General features: G+C 58.7%; 17 protein-coding genes, 1 pseudogene and 1 riboswitch. Of the genes and pseudogenes, 12 read left to right on the top strand and 6 right to left on the bottom strand.

Translation table 11 applies throughout. The features are described from left to right. Positions 1 to 8 precede the first annotated feature (8 nt). From HF916_RS00825 to HF916_RS00810, 4 genes and pseudogenes are all read left to right on the top strand, one after another. A complete protein-coding gene (locus HF916_RS00825; protein WP_168787462.1) occupies positions 9 to 2,219 on the top strand; it encodes an FUSC family protein in 2,211 nt (736 codons plus the stop codon). After that, positions 2,209 to 2,409 (top strand): DUF1656 domain-containing protein, encoded by a 201-nt coding sequence (locus HF916_RS00820; RefSeq protein ID WP_063496755.1) that lies wholly within the window; start codon positions 2,209 to 2,211, stop codon positions 2,407 to 2,409. The genes HF916_RS00825 and HF916_RS00820 overlap by 11 nt, the downstream gene beginning before the upstream one ends. Before the next feature lie 13 nt (positions 2,410 to 2,422). Continuing rightward, complete coding sequence (locus tag HF916_RS00815) at positions 2,423 to 3,283, top strand: efflux RND transporter periplasmic adaptor subunit (protein WP_168787461.1); 861 nt, start codon at positions 2,423 to 2,425, stop codon at positions 3,281 to 3,283. A gap of 153 nt (positions 3,284 to 3,436) precedes the next feature. Continuing rightward, positions 3,437 to 4,549 (top strand): annotated as a pseudogene (locus HF916_RS00810) (IS630 family transposase). A 205-nt stretch (positions 4,550 to 4,754) separates the two neighbouring features. Here HF916_RS00810 and HF916_RS00805 read toward each other — a convergent pair. Further along, the gene (locus HF916_RS00805; protein WP_168787460.1) at positions 4,755 to 5,159 is read right to left on the bottom strand and encodes a hypothetical protein; all 405 of its coding nucleotides are present in this window, start codon (positions 5,157 to 5,159) and stop codon (positions 4,755 to 4,757) included. A 132-nt stretch (positions 5,160 to 5,291) separates the two neighbouring features. Here HF916_RS00805 and HF916_RS00800 point away from each other — a divergent pair, with 132 nt between their 5' ends. Next, on the top strand, positions 5,292 to 5,573 hold the full coding sequence (locus HF916_RS00800; RefSeq protein ID WP_168787459.1) for a hypothetical protein: 282 nt from the start codon (positions 5,292 to 5,294) through the stop codon (positions 5,571 to 5,573). 152 nt (positions 5,574 to 5,725) lie between these two features. Beyond that, positions 5,726 to 6,457 (top strand): IS6 family transposase, encoded by a 732-nt coding sequence (locus tag HF916_RS00795; RefSeq protein ID WP_168787458.1) that lies wholly within the window; start codon positions 5,726 to 5,728, stop codon positions 6,455 to 6,457. A 9-nt stretch (positions 6,458 to 6,466) separates the two neighbouring features. Here HF916_RS00795 and HF916_RS00790 read toward each other — a convergent pair whose 3' ends face one another. After that, positions 6,467 to 6,760, bottom strand: coding sequence for a hypothetical protein (locus HF916_RS00790; protein ID WP_168787457.1), 294 nt, complete (start codon positions 6,758 to 6,760; stop codon positions 6,467 to 6,469). Positions 6,761 to 8,046: 1,286 nt separating this feature from the next. Then, a riboswitch (glycine riboswitch) is annotated at positions 8,047 to 8,137 on the top strand. A 267-nt stretch (positions 8,138 to 8,404) separates the two neighbouring features. On the opposite strand from HF916_RS00790, the gene HF916_RS00785 reads away from it, so the two are divergent. After that, a complete protein-coding gene (locus tag HF916_RS00785; RefSeq protein WP_240975391.1) occupies positions 8,405 to 8,977 on the top strand; it encodes a trimeric intracellular cation channel family protein in 573 nt (190 codons plus the stop codon). A gap of 751 nt (positions 8,978 to 9,728) precedes the next feature. Here HF916_RS00785 and HF916_RS00780 read toward each other — a convergent pair. The 3 genes from HF916_RS00780 to HF916_RS00770 are packed head-to-tail and all read right to left on the bottom strand — an operon-like array spanning position 9,729 to position 13,537. After that, positions 9,729 to 11,006 carry a cytochrome c gene (locus HF916_RS00780; protein ID WP_168787455.1) on the bottom strand — a complete coding sequence of 426 codons (1,278 nt, stop codon included), beginning with the start codon at positions 11,004 to 11,006 and terminating at the stop codon, positions 9,729 to 9,731. Positions 11,007 to 11,011: 5 nt separating this feature from the next. After that, entirely contained in the window at positions 11,012 to 12,781 is a 1,770-nt protein-coding gene (locus HF916_RS00775) for a GMC family oxidoreductase (protein WP_168787454.1), read from the bottom strand. 36 nt (positions 12,782 to 12,817) lie between these two features. Further along, positions 12,818 to 13,537, bottom strand: coding sequence for a gluconate 2-dehydrogenase subunit 3 family protein (locus HF916_RS00770; RefSeq protein ID WP_168787453.1), 720 nt, complete (start codon positions 13,535 to 13,537; stop codon positions 12,818 to 12,820). Positions 13,538 to 14,372: 835 nt separating this feature from the next. On the opposite strand from HF916_RS00770, the gene HF916_RS00765 reads away from it, so the two are divergent. Beyond that, positions 14,373 to 15,566: a porin gene (locus tag HF916_RS00765; RefSeq protein WP_168788934.1), complete on the top strand. Its 1,194-nt coding sequence runs from the start codon at positions 14,373 to 14,375 to the stop codon at positions 15,564 to 15,566. A 350-nt stretch (positions 15,567 to 15,916) separates the two neighbouring features. On the opposite strand, the gene HF916_RS00760 is transcribed toward HF916_RS00765, so the two are convergent. Beyond that, positions 15,917 to 16,129 carry a hypothetical protein gene (locus HF916_RS00760; protein ID WP_168787452.1) on the bottom strand — a complete coding sequence of 71 codons (213 nt, stop codon included), beginning with the start codon at positions 16,127 to 16,129 and terminating at the stop codon, positions 15,917 to 15,919. Positions 16,130 to 16,231: 102 nt separating this feature from the next. Here HF916_RS00760 and HF916_RS00755 point away from each other — a divergent pair, with 102 nt between their 5' ends. The 4 genes from HF916_RS00755 (at position 16,232) to HF916_RS00740 (ending at position 20,425) form a co-directional block, all read left to right on the top strand. Continuing rightward, positions 16,232 to 17,818, top strand: coding sequence for a cytochrome c (locus tag HF916_RS00755; protein ID WP_168787451.1), 1,587 nt, complete (start codon positions 16,232 to 16,234; stop codon positions 17,816 to 17,818). Between the two features lie 12 nt (positions 17,819 to 17,830). Continuing rightward, positions 17,831 to 18,361 (top strand): sugar dehydrogenase complex small subunit, encoded by a 531-nt coding sequence (locus HF916_RS00750; RefSeq protein ID WP_168787450.1) that lies wholly within the window; start codon positions 17,831 to 17,833, stop codon positions 18,359 to 18,361. A 24-nt stretch (positions 18,362 to 18,385) separates the two neighbouring features. Next, on the top strand, positions 18,386 to 20,017 hold the full coding sequence (locus HF916_RS00745; RefSeq protein ID WP_206001747.1) for a GMC family oxidoreductase: 1,632 nt from the start codon (positions 18,386 to 18,388) through the stop codon (positions 20,015 to 20,017). 228 nt (positions 20,018 to 20,245) lie between these two features. Continuing rightward, positions 20,246 to 20,425 carry a hypothetical protein gene (locus HF916_RS00740; RefSeq protein ID WP_168787448.1) on the top strand — a complete coding sequence of 60 codons (180 nt, stop codon included), beginning with the start codon at positions 20,246 to 20,248 and terminating at the stop codon, positions 20,423 to 20,425. The last annotated feature ends 4 nt before the right edge of the window (positions 20,426 to 20,429 follow it).

Genomic DNA, 20,429 nt, shown 5'->3' with positions numbered 1-20,429 from the left:
AGCCGAACATGTCAGCCTCCCCCTCTTCCGCCTCGCGTCGGACGTCGTTCGCCGCGTTATACGCGGCCGCCGCCGACTGGGCCCGCAACGACGGCCTCACGTGGATCTACCTCTTCAAAGCGCTCGCCGCCTGCTTCCTCGCGCTCGGCGTCGCGATGAAGCTCGACCTGCCGCAGCCGCGCACCGCGATGACCACTGTGTTCATCGTGATGCAGCCGCAAAGCGGCATGGTGTTCGCGAAGAGCTTCTACCGGATCTGCGGCACGCTAGTCGGTCTAGTCGTGATGCTCGCGTTGATCGGCCTGTTCGCGCAGCAGCCCGAACTGTTCATCGTCACGACGGCGATCTGGGTCGGCATCTGTACCGCCGGCGCCGCGCGCAACCGCAACTTCCGCTCGTACGGTTTCGTGCTCGCCGGCTATACCGCCGCGCTGATCGGCATTCCCGCCTCGCAACATCCGGACGGCGCGTTTCTGAGCGCGCTCACGCGGGTGGCCGAAGTGGTGGTCGGCATCGTCTGCGCGGGCGCCGTGAGCGGGCTTGTGTTTCCACAGTTCGCCGGCTTGCAGATGCGCGGCACCGTGCGCGCGCGTTTCTCGGCGTTCGTCGAGTATGTGTCGACGTCGCTCGCCGGCCGCAACGACCGCGCGCAGATCGAAGCGACCAATGCGCGCTTTGTCGCCGACATCGTCGGTTTCGAGGCCGCGCGCAGCGTGGCCGTGTTCGAAGGCCCCGATTCGCGCATGCGCGGCGGCCGTCTCGCGCGTCTGAACAGCGAGTTCATGACCGCGTCGACGCGTTTTCACGCGCTGCATCAGTTGATGAACCGCTTGCGCAACACGAACACGAGCGGCGCGGCCACCGCGATCGACGCGCTCGAACCGTACTTCAAGGAAATCGCCCCGCTGCTCGCGAAGTCCGGCGAACCCGTGCTGAGCGCCGCCGACGCCGCGCACGCCGCCGCGCAACTCGAGGCCTACAAAGCCGAGTTGCCCAAACGCGTGCGCGCGACACGGGCGCAACTGGAAGCGCATCCCGAGGCGCCGCTGCTCGACTTCGACACCGGCGCCGAACTGCTGTACCGCTTCATCGACGATCTGCATGCGTATGCGGCCACGTACGCGTCGCTTGCCGTCGATACGCACGAGCGCGAGCGCTGGATCGAGCGTTACGAACCGAAGACGAACGCGATCGCGGCGGGCGTCGCCGGCTTGCGGGCGGCCATCGTGATGATGGTGCTCAGCGCGTTCTGGATCGCGACCGCGTGGCCGAGCGGCTCGACCTTGACGCTGGTCGCCGCAACGGTCTGTGCGCTGGCGTCGTCGTCGCCGAATCCGAAGCGCACGGCCTTCCAGATGGCCGGCGGCACGCTGGCCGCTGCGGTGATGGGCATGATCGCGGTGTACGGCGTGTATCCGCACATCGACGGCTTTCCGCTGCTGTGCGCCGCGCTCACGCCGTTCCTGCTGCTCGGCGTGTTCATGACGACTCGGCCCGCGCTGGCCGGCTACGGCGTCGGCTATTGCATCTTCTTCTGTTTCCTGGCCGGCCCGGACAACGTGATTCACTACGACCCGAGCGCCTTCATGAACGACGCGCTGGCGCTTGTGCTGTCGATGCTGGTGTCGTCGATCGCGTTCGCGGTATTGCTGCCGCCTTCGACACCGTGGCTGCGCAACCGGCTGCTGGTGGATCTGCGCCGCCAGGTCGTGCTGGCAAGCCGCGCGGGCATGCGTCGCGTGCGTTCGCGCTTCGAGAGCGGCGCGCGCGATCTGATGTTCCAGATCAATGCGCTCGCGCAGAACGAGCCCGAGCTCAAACGCGACACCTTGCGCTGGCTCTTCTCGGTGCTCGAAGTCGGCAACGCGGTGATCGACCTGCGCCGCGAGGTCGCGGCGCTGCCCGCCGACGCGCGCTATGCGAAGTCAATGCCATGGCGCATCGCGTTGCGTTCGATGCGTGACGCGCTGGCCACGCTGTTCGAGCGGCCGCGTGAAGACCGTTTCGACCGCGCGCTGGCCGCGACCACCGATGCCATCGCCACGGTTCAGCAGATGCTCGCCACCTTCACGCCGCCGCGTGAAGAGCGGCATCGGCTGCAACGCATTTTGAGTCAACTGCATTTCATTCGTACCGCGCTGCTCGATCCGCAATCGCCGCTTGAACCGCTGATGAGCGGACGTGCCGACGCGTCAGAAGGAGTTCGTCATGCCACGTGATATTGCTGTTTTCGACGCCTACGTGCCGGCCATCGTGCTGCTGTTCATCGCGGGCGCCGCGCTGACCTGGGTATTGGACCGCGTGATCGCCTATACGGGTTTGTATCGCGTGGTGTGGCATCCGTCCTTGTTCCGGGCCAGCTTGCTCGTGTGTGTGTGCGGCGTGCTGGGTCTCGCCGTTTATCGTTGATCAGAGTCGAAACATGACCATCCGAAATCTTGTGGGCTTCGTCGCGACAGCCATTATTTTTATCGTCGCGATTTTGATTGGGCGCGTGTTGTGGGTTCATTACATGGATGAACCGTGGACACGTGATGGGCGCGTGCGCGCCGAGATCGTGAATGTCGCGCCAGATGTCTCCGGCGCGGTTGTCGATCTGCCTGTTAAGGACAATCAACTGGTGAAGAAGGGAGATCTGTTGATGCAGATCGATCCTTCGCACTATCAGATTGCCGTTGAGCAGGCGCAAGCTGCTGTTGCTGCGCGTAAGGCCGAGTTACAGATGAAGCGCGACGACGCGCAACGACGCGCCGATATGGACGCTTTGGTCGTGTCGAAAGAAAACCGCGAGAATGCGACGCATACGGCCACTGCTGCCGAGGCTGCCTATCAGCAAGCACTGGCGGCGCTCGATGCAGCCAGGCTGAATCTCGATCGGACTCGGGTGGTGTCGCCGGCGGACGGTTACGTCACGAATCTGAGCGTGTTTCGCGGCGATTATGCGACTGCTGGTGCCGCCAAGCTGGCGATTGTCGATAGCCATTCATTCTGGGTTTATGGGTATTTTGAGGAAACCAAGCTTCCTCATGTTCGTATCGGTGATAAGGCTGAAGTACGGCTGATGAGCGGTGGCACGCTGCAGGGGCATGTCGACAGTATTTCTCGAGGGATCTATGATCGGGATAATCCGGAAAGCCGCGAACTGCTTGCTGATGTGAATCCGACTTTCAACTGGGTCAGGTTGGCACAGCGCGTACCGGTGCGGGTGAAGATTGATTCTGTGCCGGATGATATCGTGCTGGCGGCCGGGATCACCTGTACTGTCGTCATCGCCGCGAACTGAACTCGCATGCAGTGAAGGCCGTCGCTCTCTGCGAGCGGCTGATGAATGGTGTACAAGTGGTGGCCAGTGTCGCGACTTGCGTGAATTGTCGGTGAATGTGTAGGGCCGGGAAAAGACGTTGTAAACGCGAGCAAGCGGCGCGAAAATCGGGGAATGGAGAAATATATCGTTACCCTGACGGCTGAAGAAAGGGAGCAACTCGAAACGATTGTGAGCAAAGGTTCGCACCAGTCCCGGAAGGTAATCAACGCTCTGATTCTGTTGAATTGCGACACCTCTTCAGGGCACTCCCGCTGCTCTGGGCAAGAGATTGCGGCGGTGTTGCACGCGAGCCCCGCAAGATAGACCGGATGAAGAAACGCTTCGTCGAGGAAGGCTACGAAGCTGCGCTTGTCAGGCCGCCGAGCCAAAGGGTCTACGACTGCAAGATCGATGGCGAGCTTGAGGCCCGATTCATTGCGATGAGCTGCGGCGCCTCGCGAGGGCCAGGCGGACCGGTCGCTGAGGTTGTTGGCCCAGCGTGCCGTAGAGCTGGAGTACGTGGATTGTCTCTCGCACGAAACGGTGCGGCGCGCGCTCAAAAAAGGACTCAAACCCTGGCGCAAGATAGGTTGGGTCATCCCGCCGCAAGCGAACGCAGAGTTCGTGGCGGCCATGGAAATGTGCTCGATGTCTACCATCGACTCTGCGATGCGGCGCACCTCGTGTGTATGCACGAAACGCCCCGGCAGCCGACTCGCCCAGACCCGCGACCCGATCGACGCGGCGTCAGGGCGTCCTGCGCAGGAGGACTACGAATACGAGCACTGTGGCGTGTGCAATGTCTTCATGGCATCGGAACCCCCGGCCGGAGCGCGTCTTGCCAAAGTCACCGAATCCCGGCCCAAGGTGCAATGGTCCCGCTTCGTGCAGGACATTGCCCAAGCCTACCCGGATGCGCAACGAATCACCCTCGTGATGGACAACCTCAACACCCACACGGCCGCCGCGCTCTACGAAACCTTCCCGCCATCGCAGGCAAAGCGCTGTGGGACCGGTTGAATTTGTCTACATACCGAAATATGACAGTTGGCTGAGCATGGCTGAGATCGACGTGATGATCAAGCAATGTCTGGACCCGCGTATCGACAACATCGACACTGTGCACCGCGAGGTGGCCGCCTGGCAGGCTCGGCGAGATCATCTTAAGCCACGATCAACTGGCAGTTCACCACCGACGATGCCCGCATCAAGCTGCCCAAGTTTTATCCGATATTTGAGGCCTGACGAGACACTTGTCACCTTGTGCTGATCCTAACCTTCAGACTTCCATCTCAAAGTCTCCCGGTAGGTCGGTGGGCGCGTGGTATTGCTTTCAGCCTTCTGCGGGACCGTTTCGTCCGCAACCGCGGAGACCGTCGATACGGGCAATTTGGAGTCGACTCGCCGACTTGAAACGGCCCCGTTCAAAGCTGCTTTTTCGCTGCCTGTGCTATGTTCCGGACGGGAGGTAGAGACAGACTGTCCTTCCCGGTTTTGCAATGAGATTGAGATCAAGATGAAGATCAACAGTATCCGCCACTTCGGCCCCGACCGGGACAGGTTCAGTTGTACCGTCGACGGAAAAACGCTCACTGTCGTTCTGCGAAACGCCGCACTCTTCCCGAATGCTCTCGGCATAGACGACATTGATATGGATCGAGGGATTCATGTCGCGTTTGTTGATAAACCCCGCAAGGCTGAGAAGCAGATCGCTGAGCCGTTCTCGGAAGCGAAGGCCGGCGATCTTGTTGTCCTGCTTTACCCGGGAGCTGAATCGCGCAAGGCGATCCTCGCGGTACTCGGCCTCGATGACGCAGGAACTGTGTTCGATCGTCGGTAGCTTCAAACGTGCCATTTCCATCTCCGTACTTGCTGCGGTGAGTGCGTGAAATGAATGGCAAGCGACGCTTACGCGTACCCCTGGCCGCCGTCGTCGAAGTCGGCGCCAGTAGAGTAGAGCATCGGCGGCCTGTGGGGCGGAACTCTGATGCGTCACTTTATTCTGGCGGTGGCGATAGCGGCGCATCCGTTCGGCGTGTGCGATACGGTCGTGGCGGCTGTGCTGGTAGCGTTTGCCAGCCTCGCGCATGCAGGCGTGGCGCGAAAGCTCAGAGCAGTCGCTTTTGCAATAGATCTGGTCGCGGTCGCAACGGCGACAAACAATGACCCACAACCGGCAGCGGGCGCATACAAACAGTCGATCCAACGCCAGCATTGGCAATCCCTGGGTTCGGGGAGCAGTGGAACGGTTATGGGATTCTTCCGATAACCGTTCCACTGCACCTCGAACCCCTATAAATACGGATACCTTATTGATTGAATAGGACGGCATTCCAGACAGCCGGCGCAGCTGTATCCTTGAGCCCGAGAGCACAGAGGGCACTGTCAGGTTGATGGGGGATGCTGCGGTAGAATGAAGTGATGGAAAAAACGAAATCGCTTTATCACGGTCACCGCTTCCCTGCCGTCGTCATCAGCTGTGCGGTTCGCTGGTACTTCCGGTTCAGCCTGAGCCTGCGCGACATCGAGGAGTTGTTGCTGGAGCGTGGTGTCGCGGTCACGTACGAAACGATCCGTTGCTGGTGCGACAAGTTCGGCGCTGGATTCGCCCATTGCGCCAGAGCGGCGCGGCGCAAGCCGGGCAGCACATGGCATCTGGACGAGATGTTCGTGACGCTGCGCGGCGAGTCGTATCTGTTGCGGCGAGCGGTCGACGAGCATGGTGCCGAACTCGACGTGCTGGTTCAAAAGCGGCGCGACAAGGCTGCGGCAAAGCGCTTCTTCCGGAGGCTGCTGCGTTCAAACCCGGTGCCGCGCAAGATCGTTACCGACCAGCTGCGCAGCTATCCGGCGGCGAAGGCTGATATTCCTGAGCTCGCTCATGTGAAGCACGTTTTCGTCAAGGCGGCGGCACGTGTGAACAACCGTGCCGAGAACAGCCACCAGCCGACACGCAGGCGCGAACATCAGATGTGCGGCTTTCGCGATGCGCGTCACGCGCAGGCGTTTCTCTCGTGCTTCGGCCCAATCCGGCAGCACTTCGCGTTGCCCAGACAACAGATGAACGCGGCATGTCATCGTGCCGTACTCCAGGAACGCTTCGTCACGTGGCATGGGTGGACTGTCACTACCGCATCTCAGAAAGTTATTTAATAAGTACAACTACACTTTAACCAAAAAATTGTCTACAGCCGTCAACTTGACAAAGCCCTCCCTGGCATGGGTGCTAGACTCAAACTCGAAATCGAAATCGGGCTGCATGGCGAGATTCGCCTTGAATGAATGGTAGAACCCGATCGCAGTTGCCAGTTTCTTTGCGTCGTTGAGGCGAAGCTCACCGTGATACGGAGGACGCTTTACCGCCTCCTGTCCCATTGACGACAAGATCAGAAGAGAGCCGCCACCCTGTCTGGTTATTTTTGCGAGCCTGCCGATTTGCTCGTCTGCAATGTCCATCGCCGCAAGAACGGTTTCGCTCTTGAACTTGTCGCTTGCGGAAAGGTTCTGCTGGTTGAAGTCTTCTGGAAATACATAACGTCAGTACCGATGCATTGCGCCCGCGACGTGATTGGTAAAGAAAGTCGAAAATTCCGGCCTTGTTTTCTTGTATGCATTTAGAAAAACGTCGAACGCAAGCGGTGCCTGCATCAGTGGTCGACGTGCCCGATAGTCCCTGTTTCTACGTTCGTTCCTGAGATGAGCGGCAAGCTTGACCAAGGTTGCCGGCCGAACCCTGATAAACGGCAGTTTCACCACATCGGTCACCACTCCTCCATCCAACTTTACGTCGCTGGCGACGGCGGAATCCGATTCCGTTTGCCGCTTACTGTTCGGAATCGAACATAAATCCGGGCAGCTGTTGACGAAGGCTTTATATGAATCCACTGTGCGTGCCCGGTATATGCCGAAATATGAATGTGATCGAACTCATTTGATGCGGGAATACTGCATACCGGGTTCGGAGGTAGGAAACGGCGATCGCCGTTTCCTACCCCTATCCTCATCGGACAAAGCCGCCATTGGTCCATGCACGTTGATATGCCCGCTCACTGCTTCAGTTCGGTCGTTCCCCGACGGTAACGGCCAACGTCCGCTAATGGCTTCGATGAATGCGTAGTGTCGCGATGCAAAGCGGGGCTGACACGAGCCAGGGAGCAGTCATTTGCGTCTGTTCAAGTTCGCTAATTTCGCTAATGGCGTCCGCCATTTCTGCTAAAGCCGCGTTCAGGAAATGGACACTGCCCTCAATTCGCCATTCGTGAAGCGACCGCGCGCCGGGCTGTACCGTCCATGCGTCCAGACGGCGCTCATGATCATTTAGCCGGTGAGCATGCTCCCGATGGCGGACTTCTCGCTGACAGCGATTCAGCGAGCGCTCAAGGGCTGTGCCAGAGCGGCGAGCATGCGGCTCCCATCCAGGCCGGCCAATCTCCGAGCGTCGCCTCCCCGGGTCACCCAGACCCAATCATGCTTTCCGGATCTGGCGACCGCCGTTAAGCAATCCGTCAATGGGTATGGGCGCTGGCATTTCCCGGCATGTCGTGAAGCCTCGAGGTAGGCCACCCGAAGGTGGCCCACCGATCGCGGGTTGCGCCGCTGTTCGAGTCGCGAGGAAAAAGATGAGGTTCGTGAGCCCGACGATTTCGGAAGGAGTACATATGGATAAGTACGGTCGATACGTCGACCACCGTTTAAAATATGCGCCGCCAATTGACAAATAAGGGTTTACCCACGATAATCGCCCCTCTTCCGCGGGAGAGAGAGGCGGCCTCCGCCTCCGCCGAAGGCGCAAACTCCCATGATCGCTCAGGCATGCCGAACCGCGGAAACATTTCGCCGACTGGAGAGAGGCCGGACGCGCAGTACATCGCACGCTTCGACCCACCGAAGGGGCTGGCTTCCTATGGAGCCGAAACTCTCAGGTAAAAGGACAGAGGGAGAGGCGCATCAGGACGCCGCAGCATGCGGCGCCCTGTCTCTGACCGGAGTCACTCCCGATGTATTCGCCTGCATCCTCAGTCACCGTTCGCCTCCGCCTGACCAACAGGAGCGCATGACGTGCTGACCATCATCTACCTGATCGCGATCACCGCCGAGGCAATGTCAGGCGCACTTGCTGCCGGACGCCGCAATATGGACATTTTTGGCGTGGCCGTCATCGCCTTTGTCACGGCGTTAGGCGGCGGCACCATCCGTGACCTGATCCTTGGTCACTTTCCCGTCGCGTGGACCCAGCATCCGGGATACATCTATCTGGTCATTTCAGCCGGTCTGCTGACGACTGTCATCGCGCGCTGCATGCCTGCTCTGAGACGAGTCTTTCTCGCCCTGGACGCAATGGGACTGATCGCGTTCTCGTTGATTGGCTGCAGCGTCGCGCTGAAAATGAACTACCCAACCGCCGTCGTCATCATGTCTGGCATGATTACGGGCGTCTTCGGCGGCATCCTGCGCGATGTCCTGTGCAACCAGGTTCCGATGGTGTTCCGACATGAACTGTACGCGAGCGTCTCGCTCGCGACCTGCGCGATCTTTTTAGGCTTGCGTGCATTCGGTGTCGGCAATGACCTGAATACCGCCATCAGTTTCGGCTGCGGTTTGATGCTGCGTCTGTTAGCAATATGGCGCGACTGGAGGCTGCCGATTTTTCTTTACAAACAGCGATCGGATTAGGGTTCCCGTGCAGCAAGGACGCACTCGTCGCGATCGCATTGTTGAGCAAGTCAACGTTTGCAACGATGCCGTCAATCTTCGATCGATGCTGGGCGTCCATTCCCGGCTTTGCCTGAAACAGTTCGCTGGCTCTCCTGATCAGGGGAGAGTCTTGCGAGTTCGCTCCCGCACTGGACGACAAATCCGGGCAGGTCCACTCCAATGCAGTGGGCCATGCCCTGCCTTGACCTGATTTAGACGCTGGCGAATTCAACAACAGAATCGAGGCAAAAGAAGCCCGAGCTCCTAGTTGCTCGACGCCTTGGGCGGCACCGAAGACCAGACGTGACCGGCGACACTCGCCTGCTCGCATATGCACACTGTCCATGGCTTGGCGAGGTCAAATGCTTCTTGCGCTGATCACCGATAAGGCAGTCCGCCGAGACGTTTGAGTCGGTCGAGAACGGACTGACCGGCGCCGCACCGTTTCATAACGACGTCGATGCCGCGCCCGGGCGGCAGCTCCTCGACCATCCGCTGGCTCAGCGGGAAATGGTAATGCCGCCGCAGCGTATAACTGGTCCCGTCAGGCGGGCATCAGGAGCGAGCACAGAAGACGGGGCGACGGCAAATGCCTATTGCTGTATGGTGGCTCGTTTGACGCGAAAGATTGTCGCCGCATCTCCGGCAATCCGCCAACAGCATGACAGAACCGTCTTGCCTATATCGCAGCCCCGACTTGTCACCCGACAGCCTTTCGAATAAAGGCCGGTTACTGCTGCTTGAGCGTCTGACGGACCTTCGCGACCTGGCGGGCGCCGACCGGCCCGGCGTGGTTCGACCACCCTCTACGCAGGAACGTCGCCAGTTGCGCGACTTCATCGTCGCTCAAGCGATACGCAAATCCAGGCATCGGCAGGGCCGACGGCGCCTTTGCCGTAGAAGGGGTTTGCGCGCCGGCGAGGATAACGTGGATCAGTCCGTCCGGATTCGGTGCGTTGACCACGGTCGCGCCATCCAGACGGGGAAACACGCGCGGCGCCCCCTGACCTCTGACGAAGTGACACGCACTGCAATTATCGACATAGAGACGCTCGCCCAAGGTGAGCGACTGTGCCGCTGTCAGTCTGGCTGCGGTGGTACCTGCCGTCGCCGTCGCTTCGGAGCTGGCCTGAGCCCTGTGCGGAGCAGGCAGAGTCTTCACATAAGCAGCGATCGCACTGAGGTCGTCGTTTGTCATATGTGACGTACTGTTGGAGACGACCGAGGTCATCTCTCCGGCCACCGCAGCCTTGCTGTTACGCCCGCTCTGCAGGTAATCGACGATGTCCTCCTGTGTCCAGTTTGGCATGCCGCGCAGTGACGGCACACTCCAGCCGTTGAGATTGCCACCGGACAGGAACAGTGCGTCGCTGCTGTCGAGCGCCTTTTCGTTCATGGCGAAGCCGCGCGGCGTATGGCAGCTGCCACAATGGCCGAGACTCTCGACCAGATACGCCCCGCGTCGAACCTGTTCACTCGCGTTATCAGGCGCCGCAAACGGCTTGTCCGAGGTGAATGCCCAGTTCCAGAGCGCCATGCCCCAGCGCTGATTGAACGGAAAGCGCAGATCCGTTACGGGTGCCCGTTCGTCAATGGGTGCCACGCCCTTCATGAAGTATGCGTAGAGCGCGTGGACATCTGCGCCTGTGATCTTCGCGTACGACGGATACGGCATGGCCGGGTACAGCCGTGAGCCGTCGGCGCGAATGCCCTTGCGGACAGCATCGGAAAACTGCTGCTCGGTGTAATTGCCGATGCCAGCACCCTTGCTCGGCGTGATGTTGGTCGAGTAGATGGTGCCAAGACCGCTCTCGATCGGCAGACCGCCTGTAAACGGCTTTCTGCCCGGCGCGCTGTGGCATGCCATGCAGTCGCCCGCGCGGGCGAGATACTCTCCGCGTTGAATCAGCCCGGCGCTCTGCCCGGGGTCCTGAGCCTGGGCAGATCCGGCGCCCAGTGTGGCAAACGTCAGCATGGCCGCGGCAGTAAATGACTTGAATTTTTTCATCGCAATCACGCGTGCACCAACGGACCTGGGTTCTTGAGGTACTGCTCCTTGATCGCCCGCGCGGCGAACAGGGTGAGCGCGCCAATCATGGCAGTCGGATTGGCCTGAAAGTTTTGGGGAAAAGCATTGCCGCCAGCGACGAAAACGTTATGCACGTCCCAGCTTTGCAGATAGCGGTTCAACGCGCTAGTTTCCGGTGAGTCTCCCATTACCGCACCGCCTACGTTGTGGGTCGACACGTACTTGGTAATGTCCCAGTGCGAATCCAGCGAAAGGAAGCTCTCCGAATAGCTGTCCGGGTTCAGTTCCTTCGTAATCTCAAGCACGATCTTCCGCAGATGCTGTTGCAGTTTGAGTTCGTTCTGTTTCCAGTCGAACGTGATCCGCAGCAGTGGCTGGCCCCATGGATCCTTGTACACAGGATCGAGATCAACGAAGTGATCGCGATACGACATGCAGCCCGTCGAAATGCTGATCTTCATCGAGTGGCCGTACCAGTTCTGCATACCTTCCTTCCAGCCCCGCCCCCATGCGGGTGTACCGTGAGGCAATGCCGTGCCGATCGGCGCCCCGGACGCTTGCGAGCTGTGAATCTTCGCTCCGCCGATGATGCCGAGAGAAGGGCCATCAAAATTACCCGGCGAAATGTCGTTGAACATCTGCCCGGTTGCGCCGGCGGTGGCGAACGGATTGAAGTTCTTATCCTTGAAGAACAGCGTGGCGCCGCCATTGCTGAGGAACGCATAGTTGCGGCCGACCACGCCCTTGCCGCTCACGGGGTCATACGGTTTGCCAATGCCCGAAAGTAACATCAGGCGCACGTTGACGAACTGAAAGCCCGCCAGCACGACGATCTTCGCTGGCTGAAACACTTCATTGCCGTGCGCGTCGGCGTAGATCACGCCTTTCGCCGTCTTCCCGTCCGGATGCAGCTCCACGCGCAGCACGTTCGCATTCACGCGATACGAGAAATTCTCCATGCGCCTGAGCGCATCGAGTACGGACGTCTGCGGCGAGGCCTTTGAAAAATTCAGGCACGGGTACTTGCTGCAATAGCCGCAGTAATTGCACGGCGCAATCTGGTTGCCATAGGGATTGGTCCACGCGCGCGAAACGTTGGCCGATGGATTGGGAAACGGGTGATAGCCGAGCTTGCGCGCTGCGCCCGCAAACATCGTATTGTTCAGGGTGTCTTCGAGCGCGGGCAGCGGGTGCAGATTGGAGCGCGGACCCTCGAATGGATCGCCACCTTCGACCATCTTGCCGCGAAGGTTACCGGTTTTCCCTGACAGGCCGCATACCTTTTCGAAAAAGTCGAGGTAAGGCTCGATTTCATCCCAGGTGAACGGGAAGTCCTGAATCTGCATGCCGCCTTGCAGCTGGCCTCTTTTGTAGGCCGCATCGGCATACGTCTTCAGCTTGATGTCCGTGGGCGTCGGGCGAATCAGCACACCGGTCCAGTGCAGGCCGGAGCCGCCCACGCCCGTGCCCGGCACGAAAGCGCCCCACTTGCGGGTCGGCAGCGCGGTGTCGTTCGCCGAGTGGCGCACGGTCAGGGCGCCATCGCGCGGCGTCACCATGATCTTGTTACGCACACCGTAAGCGTACTGGTCGGCCGGTTTCGGATAGGCGAAATCGGCATTGGTGCGATCCTCACCTCGCTCAAGTGCCCGCACTTTCAGGCCCGCCTGCGCGAGCTCGATACTCATGAGCGACCCCGCCCAGCCCAGCCCGACCACGACAACATCCACTGGGTCATTGTTAATCTTTGCCACGATGTTCCTTGTTGTTCCCTGAAGTCACAAATATGCTTACGCGCGAAGGCCCCTGAGGCTGACTGGCCCGAGCGGATATTTCACGTTGTGTTGCGTGACCCATTCGAGGAAACTCGCACGCGCACCAGGAAAGCCAATTGCGATCCACGCCTTCATCCCTTTATTGCCACCATAGATCGGGTCCGAGAGATAGCCGTTTTTTGAATCGGACAACAGTTCTGTAAAGAACTGGCCTGAAGTGAGCGCATTCTCGCCGACATCGGAGAAATTGATGGAATTGTCGTGCAGGGCCTTCAGTACGGCTTCTCTGGGGGCGACATCGAGATCGGGAAACTTCTTCCGGTACTTCTGCTCGCACCACGCGTCGGTCGCCCTGATACCGCGCTGATAAATCTGCTGAGGCGTATAGGGAAGCTGATAGCCCAGCGTTGCAGGCGCATGCACGTCGAACGGACCCTGGAGATAGAGTTCCCGCCCGAGGTCGCCATGCAGTTGCTGGTCGAGAAACACCGGAACATTCGTCTCCAGCGCGCCGGGGCCCCGGCCATCGGCAGGAATCAGCCCGTCACATGCTGCGAGAATAAAGGCCCATTCATTGGCTTTGAAGAATTCCGGCTGGTATTTGTCCAGATCCGGCGCCGCCATTTCGGCTGCCTGTGCGGCGCTCAATGTGTTGAGTATGGCGCCGAGCGACGGCAGCGCCAGCAACGCTGAAACGAGGAATTTGCGTCTCGCTGTGGGGATGCCGGAAGACATGACGAAGATAGCTCCATGACAGGTTATGTACGGCTCAACAGATTTTCAGAAATTCACTGGATGACTTTTTGAGAAGATCACTGGTTGTTCGCGCAACCATATCTTCAATGAATTCGCGGATCTTGAAGTACTCAATGTCCTCAGCCGCCAGTCGCATGTCTTTTCCATACGATTGCTGCGCCGGAATTCTACCTCGCGCCTTGAAATCAGGTCGCGTCGCCACTACTTCGCTGGAGCGCAGGCGATCGGGTAGATCGATTTCGATTTGGGCGTGAAGACACTTCGTTTGCCTGCATCGCGTCGTGCAAGATATGCTTTCAGATCAACCCCCTTCGGCATTCGCATGACCTGCGCCGGCCCCGCCGTAACGATGGGCGTACGACGATTTTCTGTCAGCACGGGAACACCTTTACCGTTCTTGAAAAACTGATTCGCAGATTACCGATAGCGTTTCTCCGATACCTTCTGGTATGTTGTCGGCGCAACGAGTTTCTCCTTTCGAGGACACAGTCGCGTTGAGAGCGACGTTCGAAGCGTGGGTCCAGCGCTTTCGCTACTTGTTGGCCTGTGTGCTGAGCCGGGCCGCCCTCGGTTCAACATGCGGCTATAGCTGGTTCCCGGCACTCGGTGCGCGCTCGACCGAGGGGAGAACCAAAACGCGACGTTGGAAAAGCTGGGTGCCAGGGGGCGAACCGCTTTATTCACGGGCACTCGAACACCGGCCCTTCGCGTGATCACCAGCCACGACCGCGTTTCCGGACTTCACCACCACTTCATTGCCCTGTCTGTTTCGGGCAGCCAGCTGGCTGGCGCCAGGTACGACCCTTCATTACGCATGCGCAGAAATCTGATAGCGGTAGCCTTACTTTGCTGCGAGACCACCGCTTCGCACGCTCAGTCATCTGTCACGCTGTACGGGCTGGTCGATGCGGGCGTTTCCTACATCAGTAATGAGCGTGCAGGGAAGCCTGGCGCGTATGTCGGCCATTCAAACGTCTCAATGCAAAGTGGCAACCTGTCGGGCAGTCGATGGGGCATCAAGGGCGCGGAAGCGCTGGGTGGTGGCTTCAAGGCGATTTTCGTACTCGAAGAGGGTTTCAACGACGTCAATGGCGCGACCAGCAAGTCAAACACGCTATTCAGCCGGCTTGCGTTCGTCGGGGTAAGCAGCAATAGATTCGGCTCTCTGACGATGGGACGCCAGTATTCTTCAATGACGGACTTTATTCACCCGGTGAGTCCGTCCCAGTTCGTCGGCGGCATTGGCGCGTCGCCTGGTAACATTGATGACCTGGATACAACAGCTCGAGTCGATAACTCGATAAAGTATGTCAGCGATAGTTACGGGGGCTTTCAATTTGGCGCGTTGTACGGATTTGGTGACCAGGCGGGTAGCCTCAAGCGAAAAAGTACATGGAGCATCGGGGCGGGGTATGCCAATGGCCCGTTGAAAATAGGCGCGGGATATGAACGGTCCGACAACAGCAAGACGGGGCCGTCTGATCCGACGTCGAATACATGGGATAGCTCTGATGATGGAACAGTTGGCTCGTCAATAAGCGAAGGCTTCGCGACCGCACAAACGCAGCAGGTCTTTGCCGCGGGCGCGACCTACAACTTTGGCCACACGCTGATCGGCGTCGACTACAGCAACGTCCGTTTCGAACCGGGAGTGGACTCGCTGTTTTCTCATGAAGCAATCTACAACACGATAGGTGTATTCGGTAACTGGACCCATGACGCACGGTTTCATATTTTTGCTGGATACACCTACACTCGAAGCGGTGAAATCGATGACACAGGCGATCGTGCTCAGTATCACGATGTCACGTTAGGGCTGTCATACGATCTTTCAAGGCGCACGACTGTCTACGCGTTGACCGGATACCAGAAGGCCATTGGTAAAACCCTGAATTCGTTAGGCGATGTTGCCGATGCGACGGCGTCGGTGGGCGACAAGGGCATCGGTCACTCGGCAGCGACGGGGTCGCAGGGCAATGTGCGCATCGGCATCCGCCATCGCTTCTGAAGAAGTTCTCTCCTTTCGTGCAGCCGCAGCGTTTCAGGGGGTATTGAGCCGTCCGGGAAATCCTGGAGTTGCTTCCCCCTCGAGCCCCCTATTGCGTCTGCAGTCGAGGAGTTCCTCGTGGCTACTCTTCACTTTAGACCAGGCACCTTGATCTGGAATATCACGTCGCGCGCGCCGCTCTCGAATCGCGTGCGCAGCTGCGAAAGATGCCAGCGGCAGCTCGTCGATCAGCCGGTTGCGCAACTTCCCCGTCGAAGACGGCAGCAGCACGGCAAACGCAGTCGACGACACGAAGATGGACTGCTAGAGCGCCGAAGCGTTGTTGATAAAACCGGTCAGGTCGTACGTGATTACGTTGTCGACCCCGTCAGGAAGCAGGAGAAGAAGCAGCAGTCAGCTTCGTAACCGGCCAGCTTCAGCTTCATCGTCATGCACACGCCGGGCAGCAGACACGACATGAGCGCGGCGCACAGCAGCGGAAACCGTCGATGTGCTAATGCGCCGCCAATGCTTTCACATGAGAGCGCGGTCGCACGATCAAATTCGATGATGGTTTGCTTCAATCCGCGTAACAGTAATTTGCCGGCTGGCCCGTGTCTGTGCTCACGCAGACGTGTGACAATCCGCCTCGGCTCAAGGAAAGTATCAGGCCTCTCAGGACAGCAATGAATCCTCGCAACGAAAATGATTGGACAACCGGAATCAAAGATGACCAGACAACGATCGGGCATCGTGATTCTTTGAAAGGCTTTCTGACCGGAATTAAATGGGGACGCTCTATACCGATCAGAGCCCCTTCTGTCGGGCACGGGGCACCAGTCTTTCGCGGCAGCCTGATTGCCGCGTGGTTTCTTGCCTCTCTCTCTTTGAGTTCGCTCGCCCATGCATTACCAGGCGACACCTTAAATAGTCAGGATGTCGTCACGCGCGGCAAATATGTTTCTGTTGCCGCTGACTGTATGGCCTGCCACTCCGCACCCCACGGCGGTAAGCCGTTTGCTGGCGGATATGGGATAGATACTCCACTTGGGAAGATCTATTCGACCAACATCACGCCGTCAACAAGTGCGGGAATCGGAAGCTACAGCGAGGCTGAGTTCTCCAATGCAATCCGGCGAGGCATTCGCCGCGATGGTCGTCATCTCTACCCCGCCATGCCCTATACGTCTTACGCGAAGATGTCCGACACCGACGTGTCAGCGCTCTATGCCTATTTTATGCATGGTGTCGCGCCCGTTGACGAGCCGATCAGCCAAAAAACCGATCTGCCTTTTCCATTTGGCTATCGCGGTTTGATGTCGGTCTGGAATGGCATGTTCCTAGACGAGAAGCCATTCCAGGAAGACCATACCAGGTCGGCAGAATGGAACAGAGGAGCTTACCTCTCCAAAGCGCTGGCGCATTGCGATTCCTGTCACACGCCCCGTAACGCCATGATGTCAGAGATCGGCAGCGCGGATCTTTCCGGTGCGTCGCTTGGGTCCTGGTACGCACCCAACATCACATCGGACCCTGTGAGCGGTGTCGGCGGATGGACCGATCAAGAGCTCTACCAATACCTGAAAACGGGGCATGTCGCCGGCAAGGCCCAGGCAGCGGGCCCAATGGCAGAGGCGATCGGGAACAGCCTCCAGCACCTGAATGATTCCGATCTGAAATCACTCGTTACCTATGTGAAGCAGTCCCCGCCAATCGCATCGTCCGGCGTCGACAAACCCCGCTATGGCTATGGGAAACCGTCAGCGAGTGAAGTCGAACTGAGAGGCACTGCAAATCCGGATAGAGGATGGCAGATATTCAGCGGCAGCTGCGCAGCCTGCCATCAGGTCAATGCGACGGGGACCGGGAACAACGATTATCCGTCTCTTTTCCATAACACCGCGACGGGCGGTGAGCACCCTGACAACCTGATCGCAACCATCGTGTTCGGCCTGACCCGGGACATTAACGGCAAAACCACATTCATGCCCGGGTTCGGACCACAGGCGTCCTATACGGAACGCCTGTCGGATGAAGATATCGCGGCAGTCAGCAATTATGTTCTCACGCAATATGGCAACGCGAAGCTGAAGGTCACGCCGGAGGATGTAGCGACCATTCGCCAAGGTGGGCCCGCCCCAATGATTGCGAAGCTGGTGCCAGCCGCTCTCATCGCTTTCCTTGTTTTCATCGTTGCCGTCGTCAGCTGGATCGTGATACGCCGGCGCAAATCTGTCACGGTTAGACCGCAGCATAGTGCGTTGCGCAAGTGAGGAGGCGTAGCTATGAATCTTACTAAAGACAACACCGTTTCAGCTGATCAGCCGAATTTGTCCCGACGCGCAATGATTCGAGCAGTGGCGGCCGCAACGGCTGTTGCAGTGGTGGGTTTCCACGGCTCCTTTTCAGCCAGTGCGGCGCAAATAGCCGCGCCCGATGCGAAGGGGAGTTTCCTGCAGGCATCGGAATTTCTGACTCGCCGCAAACTCGATCCGGTTCTGGCAGAGCGCTATTACGTGGCATTGCAGAAGTGGAGCCCTCATTTCGAGGTTGACATGGCCCGACTGCTAGCGAGTATCCATCAGACCCGAGCGACAGATGCCGACGCATTTCTCGCGAGCACGCAACTCGACAAACAGTCATTGGCGACAGCCACGACGATCATTTCCGCCTGGTATCTCGGCATAGTGGGCGATGATGCGGGCGTGGAATTGATCAGCTATGCCGGTGCGCTCATGTACGAGCCCACACGCGGCATCCTTGTCGTTCCGAGTTATGGGGGCGGCCCCAATAGCTGGGGCGAAAAGCCGCTTTGAAACGAATGACAGGAGTGATGTGTGATGAGTAACACCTACGATGCAGACCTGATCGTAATTGGTTCGGGTGTCATGGGCGGCCTGATTGCAAGCGCAGTGGCCCAGTCGGGCAAATCGGTGATCGTTCTTGAGGCGGGGCCGCGTGTGAAGCGACGGGAGATTCTCGAGCGATACCGCAATTCTCCCGTCAAGATGTCCCTGACGAACATGAAACTGCAAGGTGCCGGCTCGCCTTATCCGAATCTGCCGTACGCGCCCACCACCTATGGCGACTATCTCGAGCAGACCGGTCCGGTACGCTACAACACGAACTATCTTCGCGTTGTAGGCGGCACAACATGGCATTTCGGATCTGCGCTCTGGCGCATGATTCCGAACGATTTCAAGCTCCAGACGCTTTATGGGCGAGGCCGCGACTGGCCAATCGGCTATGACGAACTCGAACCTTACTACACGCGCGCGGAATATGAACTTGGTGTAAGTGGCGAAGACGGAGAGGACCAAAGCGGCCAGGGCGGTGCACCCTTTCCCCCGCGCTCGAGACCCTACCCCATGAAAGGTCTGCCGTATAGTTACGCTTTCAAACGGGTATCCGAAGAACTTGCCAGGGGGGGCTACAACCCGGTCAGCGAATCGAATGGCCGCGCAACGCAGGACTGGGAGGGACGCCCACCCTGCGCCGGCAACAACACCTGCAATCCTGTCTGTCCGATTGGCGCGAAATATGACGGCTCCAGAAGTATCGACAAGGCCGAGCGCGCAGGGGCTCGCGTCATGGAAAACTCGGTCGTGTACAAGATCGAGGCCGACGACACCGGCAAGATAACGGCTGTCCGGTTCAAACGTCCTGATGGATCGGATCATCGGCTTACCGCACGCTATTTCGTTGTCGCGGCGTATACCATTGAAACGCCGAAGCTGCTCCTGCTGTCTGCTTCAGAAAAATATCCGAATGGAATTGCCAATTCATCCGATATGGTCGGGCGCAACCTGATGGATCATACGGGCATGAGCGTCACGATGATGGCGAAGGAAGATCTGTGGCCCGGGCAAGGACCGACTGAACTGCTTGTCTACCTGAACGGACGCGATGGCGCGTTCCGGAAAGACGTGCCGTCATCGAAAATCAAGCTGCGCAATACGGTACCGACGTCGCAGATTGCATCTGCATTGATCGCCAAAGGTGTTCTTGGATCGAAGCTGGACGAGGAAATAAAACGTCGTTCGGCGCGCGAGATAAATTGGGCTACTGACTTCGAGACACTGCCGCTTCCGGAGAACCGTGTGACTCTGAGCAAAAAGAAGGTTGACGGTCTTGGCCTGCCCGTCCCCTCCATTTACTACAGTGTTACCGACTACTGGAACGCCGGGCGCGACGCGATCCTCAAGGATATGAACCGGTTTAGTGAGTTGCTGGACGCCGACATCACAAATATTGACGTGAACCATCAAAACCGCCAGCACGCCATGGGTACCACGATCATGGGCAATAACCCGAAAGATTCCGTGGTCGATTCGGACTGCCGGACTCACGATCATAAAAACCTTTTCATAGCAGGGACACCCGTCATGCCATCCGTGTCCTGCATGAATCCGACGTTGACAGGTGCCGCGCTTAGCATCCGCATCGCCGACACCCTGTTGAGGGAAATCTGAGTTGCCCCTTGAGCGTGCGTCAGCACGCACACCATCGTTGTGAATCTGGGTTCTTTAGTGTGAGCACGCTTGTCTCCGGCTGTTCGACATCCAGAATACGTGCGCGCACCGCGGCACGGCCATCAGCGAATGCAGGCATTGCGGGCCCTGCTGTAACTGGGCGCGCGCACGAATGATTGGACTCACGCCCTGTCCATCGTGGCCGTTCTGAATTCACGGATGAAGCGCATGGACGCCACACATCCAGATCGCGGGTACGTATTCGCCGGACGATCACGCGCTTCCTGCATGAAAACGCTGTATTCCGGAAGAATCCTCGTGTCGATTCGTTATCGTCAGCGTCATGCCGATCTGATCAGCACGATGTCCGACGTGCGGACCGGCGAAACGCTTATTAAAGAGGTTTGACACA

The sequence above is a fragment of the Paraburkholderia aromaticivorans genome (genome assembly GCF_012689525.1).
Lineage (GTDB): Bacteria > Pseudomonadota > Gammaproteobacteria > Burkholderiales > Burkholderiaceae > Paraburkholderia > Paraburkholderia aromaticivorans_A.
Note: the sequence above shows the minus strand (reverse complement) of the source record. Positions and strands in the feature narration are given on the sequence as shown.